Source organism: Oleiphilus sp. HI0067, assembly GCF_001635735.1.
The window spans coordinates 1-744 of sequence record NZ_LWFI01001418.1; the positions used below are offsets into that span (position 1 = coordinate 1).

A 744-nucleotide genomic window follows, 5' to 3' on the forward strand; every position below is an offset into this window, starting at 1 on the left:
AAAAAGGATTAAATAAATGAACATTACTGCAGCTGCCATTGCGAATAATCGTACTACCTTGGTTTTATTTATCATTGTTTTACTGGCGGGTCTCCAAGCGTTCAATAATCTCCCACGTGCGTATGACCCTGGCTTTGTTATTCGGGCTGCTCAAGTGATTACGTATCTTCCAGGTGCTAGCCCCGATCGAATGGAAGATCTTGTAAGTAATCAGATTGAACAAGTTATCCAGGAAATTCCAGAACTCGATTTCGTTACGAGCACTTCTAAAACCGGCGTTTCTATTGTTGTCGCTAATATCAAAGAGAGCTATACCGATATGCGGCCAATATGGGATGACCTGCGTCGTAAAATTGATAGCGTAGCACCAGATTTACCGAGTGGAATTATCGGTCCAATAGTTAATGATGAATTCGGTGATGTATACGGAATCGTTTTAGCGTTGACTGCCGAGGGATATACCTACAGAGAAATGAAGGACGTTGCTGATGATGTACGTGACGATTTGTTGAGTCTCCCTGACGCAGCCAAGATTGATCTGTACGGCGTGCAAGAAGAACAGATATACGTCGAATATGATAATTCAAAGTTGAGTGAGTTAAGTATTTCTCCTAGCCAACTTAGCGCAATGATTAAAAGCCGCAATATTATCATTCCTGGCGGGTCTATCACTGTGGGTGAAGAGCGCATTGAATTAGAACCATCCGGTAATTTTGAATCCGTTGAAGACATTGCAAACACAAT

At 41.9% G+C, this 744-nt stretch carries 1 protein-coding gene; it reads left to right on the forward strand.

Annotated elements, in window-relative coordinates; translation table 11 throughout:
• Nucleotides 1–16 precede the first annotated feature (16 nt).
• Nucleotides 17–744: efflux RND transporter permease subunit (locus A3739_RS22485; protein ID WP_197472507.1), on the forward strand; the 728-nt coding region annotated here is incomplete at its 3' end.